Source organism: Kitasatospora sp. NPDC038210 (genome assembly GCF_055600605.1).
In genome coordinates this window covers 1-4,640 of record NZ_JBVJYK010000072.1, presented here as the reverse complement: position 1 = coordinate 4,640, position 4,640 = coordinate 1, and the positions used below count along the sequence as shown (strand labels likewise).

Here is a 4,640-nt window from a genome sequence, read left to right as displayed (position 1 = left end):
CCGACGACAACGACTGACGCACACCATCCAGCGAGACCAACGGATGGCCCACAACTGACCCGCTGGAACCGGCCCGTTTTGAGCCGTTGCCGACAAGCGACCAGCAGCCCACAGACGACCCCGGCCGGGCACGACCGGGACCCCAGCGGTGTTGTCGTTGAGTACCTCTGTTCAAGGCCCTGGCCGCGCTTGCCCAGGCCAGGAATCGAACACGGCCTGACGTAGACGTCCTCGGTGAGCCGGATCGACACGGTGAGGGAGGAATGGCACGCCCACACCGGGCCAGGGGCTTGTCCACCCCGAGCCACCTGAACTCGCCCGGCCCTCGATGAAACCCGTGGTCATGGAAAGCCACATCATCGCTGGTCACAGCCGGCGCGGGCGCCCACGAGCGTGACGGACCGGCATGACGGAGATCACGCACACCCGGTGACCATCAGCCCTGGTGGGTGGCCAGGTCGCACCGGGAGGATGAGTGATTGGCCGGGGCGGTGTGCCCCGGGGTGTTCGAACGGGGGTGGGGCGATGTCGCCACATGTGATCGGGTTGTACGCGAGCGCTGCCGTGGTGGTGGGTGTGGGGCTGCGGACGTTGGTACTGGTCGGGGGAGCGGCCTCGGACGGCGGCGGGCCGGGCGAGGTGGTGGCGGTGGTCCGCACGGCGTGGGCACGTCGGCCGTGGGTCACGTCCGCGCTGTTCGTGGTGATGGCGGTGATGGCGGTGGTTCAGTCCGTGGCTCCGTCGGTGATCGGTGAGCTGGAACGCCGACCCGGTGCACTGACGGGCGGTCAGTGGTGGCGGGCCGGGACGGCGCTGCTGGTGCAGTCCTCGGGCTGGGCGCAGATCGCGATGAACCTTTCGGCCCTGCTGGTGATCGGGGCGGTCGCCGAGTCCGTGCTCGGGTGCGGGCGGACCCTGGCGGTGTTCCTGCTCTCCGGCGTGGCGGCCCACGTCGTCAGCCTGGCGGCCTGGTCACCCAGCGGCGGCGGCGACTCGGTCGCCATCTGCGGCCTGCTGGGCGCGCTGGCCGTGGACTGCCTGCTACGCGGGCAGTGGCAGGCCTCGTGGTTCGTCCTGCTCGTCCCGGCCTGCGGGCTGTTCCTGTGCCTGCTGCGGAACAACCACGGTGCGGGTCTGGTAGCGGGATGCCTGCTCGGTCTGGTGTGCGCACCCCGCCAGTGGGGTCGCGCCGACCGGCAGGTCGCCGCGTAGCCGCTCCCGCCGACGGGATGGCCCGCCTGCTGGACGTCACCGAGACCGACACCGTCTTCGACATCCCGCCCAAGAGGCCCCTGCCCTTCGAGGACGAAGCCGACCTCGCCGAGGGACGCGCATGAGCCGGCGGACAGCAGTGGACGCCGAGCTGGCAGATGCGGACCTGTGCACGCAGGTCACCGAGCTGACCACCGCGACCGGGCGGACGGCGGCGGACGGACAGTGGTGGGACCTGCGCCCGCAGGACGCACAGCTGGCCCACATCACCGCCGACCGCCTCGCCCAGGAGCTCACCCCGCGTTATCGGAGCCACCGCTCAGTCCGGCCCCGGCACCCGCGGGTGGGAACCGACTCGGGGAAGGGACGGCAACCTGCGGCGGGACCCCTCACCCGAAGCCTCGCCCTGGTTCTCCTCACCTCGTAGCACGCACACACAGCGGGACCCCGGGCAGCAGCCGCCTCCGGCAGGCCGGAGATCGCGACTGCCCGCACCTCCTCAAGAACGGAGAGTGCGGGCAGGGATGAATGGCACCGACCGCCGCCAGGCGGCAGCGCCCGCTCTGTCCACCGTACGCCGCCCGAGTCGGGGCCGGCCCCGGGGCCTGTCACCGTGCGGCCGCACAAGCCGGCACCACCGCCTCGACCCCGGTGACCGGTCCGCAGAACGAGGAGCGCGCGGCAGCCGGGAGGGCAGTGCGGGGACGCCTGGTCGTTCAGCCGGGGTTGTCGGTCTCGGCGACGGGTGAAAACGCAAGACCAGGAAGTTAAGCCGCTGCGGTGTTCGTCAACATGCTGTCCAAGGCACGGGTGATGGTCACGGTCGTCGTGGAGCGCAGTTTCTCCCACCTGATCCGGGCTCGGCGCCTCGCCCGGGACCACGAGACCCGCATCGACAGCGCCGAGGCGATGGCCTGGTGGGCCGCGAGCATCCCGGCCATCCGCCGCCGGGCCCGCTCCGGCCGACCAGCACCCCGCCGCGTCAAGCGGTCCGCAGCCTGAACAGCCCAGGCCGTCCCTCGCTCAACCAGCCCCGCTCGATCAGCCGCTTCGCCCGAAACCGCGCGGTCTGCTCCTTCGCGTCACTCGCCGGCCAGCCCAGATGCTCGCGCATCGCCCGGGCCCGCACTCCCTGCCCACCACCGGCGGTGTTCTCTTGGACCAGGGCCACAATCTGCGCGCAGTCGGGCGGAAGCACTTCGATCACCAACCCCTCGCGCCGCAGCGGGACTTCGACCCGAGGCCCGGCGACCCCCATGGCCAGCGCATCCACCGCCGCACTGGACGCGCCGGCTTCCTCGGCCGCTTCGGCCAGCTGGCACCAGCCCGACGTCACCGCGGCTACGGACACCACCCGCTACGGCAAGGCGGAGGCGATGGCCTGGGGCCGGATGCACCCCCGGCTCACCCACCGAGGCCCCTGGCTGGAGCGCACCGAGGAAGAACTGCCCGTCCTGCACGGAACGTTGGTGCGACTGCAGGTCGAGCGCCTGCCGGGCGATCGCGGCCCGAAGCCGGTCTGGCTGTGGTGTTCGTCCGCCGGCGCCACGCCTGCGGAGGTGGACCGCTGGTGGCAGTTGTTCCTCCGCCGTTTCGACCCGGAGCATGCGTTCCGGCTGATGAAGCAGACCCTGGGCCGGACGCCACGCCGCCCCTCCCTCCACGTCGCACTCACGCAGCGATCATCCACCACGACGCACCGTCGCGAACTGCGGACAGGTCCACCTCACCGTGCCGAGGCCCGCAACGGCTCCGGCCCGTCGACGGCCCCGTCCCCGCGCGAGGTCGCGCAGCCCGCGGATGCTGCCGGTGCTCACGGGCGTCCTCGTCCACCGTTGGCCGGGAAGGGTCAGTTCAGGTCGTCCGCGGCCAGATGGGCCGTGAGCGGGGTCACCTGGCCCAGCGGAGCGCACTTGACCTCGGCCGGCAGGGTGGAGGTGGTGCACCACTGCGCGGTCGTCAGATCGGTTCCCTCCGGGACGAACTGCCAGAAGTACTTGTAGTACGGCATGTTCGCCTCCATCTTCCCGAGCGCCTCGGGGGTGCGGCCGCTCTTCGTCCCGTCGAGGAGGTCGCTCTCCGGCACGTTGGGCGAGGCGTCCTCGGTCCACATACAGTCCTTGCAGCCAGGGAACTTGATCGCCAGCGACTCGTGGTTCGGGACGATACTCGTCCGGTCCGCCGGATCGGACCCGAGCTTCACCCTGATCAGCACCGCCGTCTTGCCCACCGGGACCGGAACCCCCGGCAGCGCGGTGCTCGTGTTCGCGCTGATCAGCTGCGCCTGGAAGCCGTAGTCCCCCGCAGTGTGCATGACGCCGTGCAGGACCGGGCCGCTCGCGACGGGCAGCGACGGCCTGGACGGGGCCACCACGACAGACGCCGGTGGCGCCACCGGCGTCTGCTGGTCTCCGCTCCTGGCCGCCCCCGAACTGCTGCACCCGGTAGCCGACACCACGGCCGCTCCGATCCCTGCCACCGTGATAAACAGCCTGCCGGCGGGCATAGCCTCTCCTTGTTCCGCGTGCTCCACGGTCCCCCCGGGCACGAGGAACCACGTGCCCGACCAGCCACTGACCGACCCGGCCTGCCGGAGCATCGAATGCTCCGGCGGTCCCCGCCTCGGGCACCTGCGAGGACGCGGGCAGCGCATCTGCGAGCCTGTCAGTTCCCGGAGTCGGCCACGGATCAGGCGGGCCGGTCTGCGGACACCGGGCGATCCCGGGCCTTCCCGAGCGGGGGCCGTCGTTCAGGACGGTCATTCGATTCATCACCGCGCCACGACAGGGCCTGCGGCTGACGACCGAACCGGTGATCCGGCGCCTTCGGTGCTGATGCCGCTGACGTCAGCTGTGGGTCGGCAGCACGTAGTAGCAGTAGCTTGCGTACGCCCCGAAGCCGGTGTCCCAGTTGTAGCTCTGCCGGATCGACTCGTCGATCTGCTGCCACAGCACCGTGCCGGTGTCCGGGCCGACCACACCATCGGGTTCCAGGTTGAAGTCGCGCTGCAGCTGCTGGAGTGCCGCCAGCGTGGCCGGGCCGAACTTGCCGTCCGACGAGATGAGCTCGGCGCTGGTCCGGCGGTTGATGTGCGCGTGGTCGATGGCTTCCTGCACGCAGTAGGCCGTCAGCCCCTGCGCGCCGTAGCGGATGTACGGCACTCCCGGCTTGGCACTGGCCGTACCGGCCGTGACCGCCAGCACCGCGGCGGAAACCGCGGCCACCGTACTGACCGACCGAGCACGCTTGCGTATCGACATGTGTTCCCCCTTGGAATGATTGCCAGCGGACAGACCTCGCCCGTGAGCTACCGAGGCGATCCCCCGTGACGGAAACGACCTTCCCCCGTACGGCAACCCGCACCGTCTCGTCTCGTGACGTACCGTCTCGTCTCGCCTCGCGGGAACCATGTTCCCCGCGCAAGACGA

6 protein-coding genes and 1 pseudogene are annotated in these 4,640 nt (G+C 70.9%); 3 read left to right on the top strand and 4 right to left on the bottom strand.

Annotated features, from left to right (window positions below; all coding sequences use genetic code 11):
* The first annotated feature begins 525 nt into the window (after positions 1 to 525).
* From ACZ7KX_RS42540 to ACZ7KX_RS42530, 3 genes are all read left to right on the top strand, one after another.
* Entirely contained in the window at positions 526 to 1,212 is a 687-nt protein-coding gene (locus tag ACZ7KX_RS42540; RefSeq protein WP_470331319.1) for a rhomboid family intramembrane serine protease, read from the top strand.
* Positions 1,213 to 1,333: 121 nt separating this feature from the next.
* Positions 1,334 to 1,639, top strand: a complete 306-nt coding sequence (locus ACZ7KX_RS42535) for a hypothetical protein (RefSeq protein ID WP_470331318.1) — start codon at positions 1,334 to 1,336, stop codon at positions 1,637 to 1,639.
* 353 nt (positions 1,640 to 1,992) lie between these two features.
* A complete protein-coding gene (locus ACZ7KX_RS42530) occupies positions 1,993 to 2,214 on the top strand; it encodes a hypothetical protein (RefSeq protein ID WP_470331317.1) in 222 nt (73 codons plus the stop codon).
* Here ACZ7KX_RS42530 and ACZ7KX_RS42525 read toward each other — a convergent pair.
* From ACZ7KX_RS42525 to ACZ7KX_RS42510, 4 genes and pseudogenes are all read right to left on the bottom strand, one after another.
* On the bottom strand, positions 2,195 to 2,563 hold the full coding sequence (locus ACZ7KX_RS42525) for a hypothetical protein (RefSeq protein ID WP_470331316.1): 369 nt from the start codon (positions 2,561 to 2,563) through the stop codon (positions 2,195 to 2,197). The genes ACZ7KX_RS42530 and ACZ7KX_RS42525 overlap by 20 nt on opposite strands.
* Positions 2,564 to 3,061: 498 nt before the next feature.
* Positions 3,062 to 3,526: a hypothetical protein gene (locus ACZ7KX_RS42520; RefSeq protein ID WP_470331315.1), complete on the bottom strand. Its 465-nt coding sequence runs from the start codon at positions 3,524 to 3,526 to the stop codon at positions 3,062 to 3,064.
* Between the two features lie 310 nt (positions 3,527 to 3,836).
* Positions 3,837 to 3,974, bottom strand: a pseudogene (locus ACZ7KX_RS42515) (phosphotransferase-like protein); the annotation flags it as partial.
* Between the two features lie 84 nt (positions 3,975 to 4,058).
* The gene (locus ACZ7KX_RS42510; RefSeq protein ID WP_470331314.1) at positions 4,059 to 4,472 is read right to left on the bottom strand and encodes a peptidoglycan-binding domain-containing protein; all 414 of its coding nucleotides are present in this window, start codon (positions 4,470 to 4,472) and stop codon (positions 4,059 to 4,061) included.
* Positions 4,473 to 4,640: the final 168 nt, after the last annotated feature.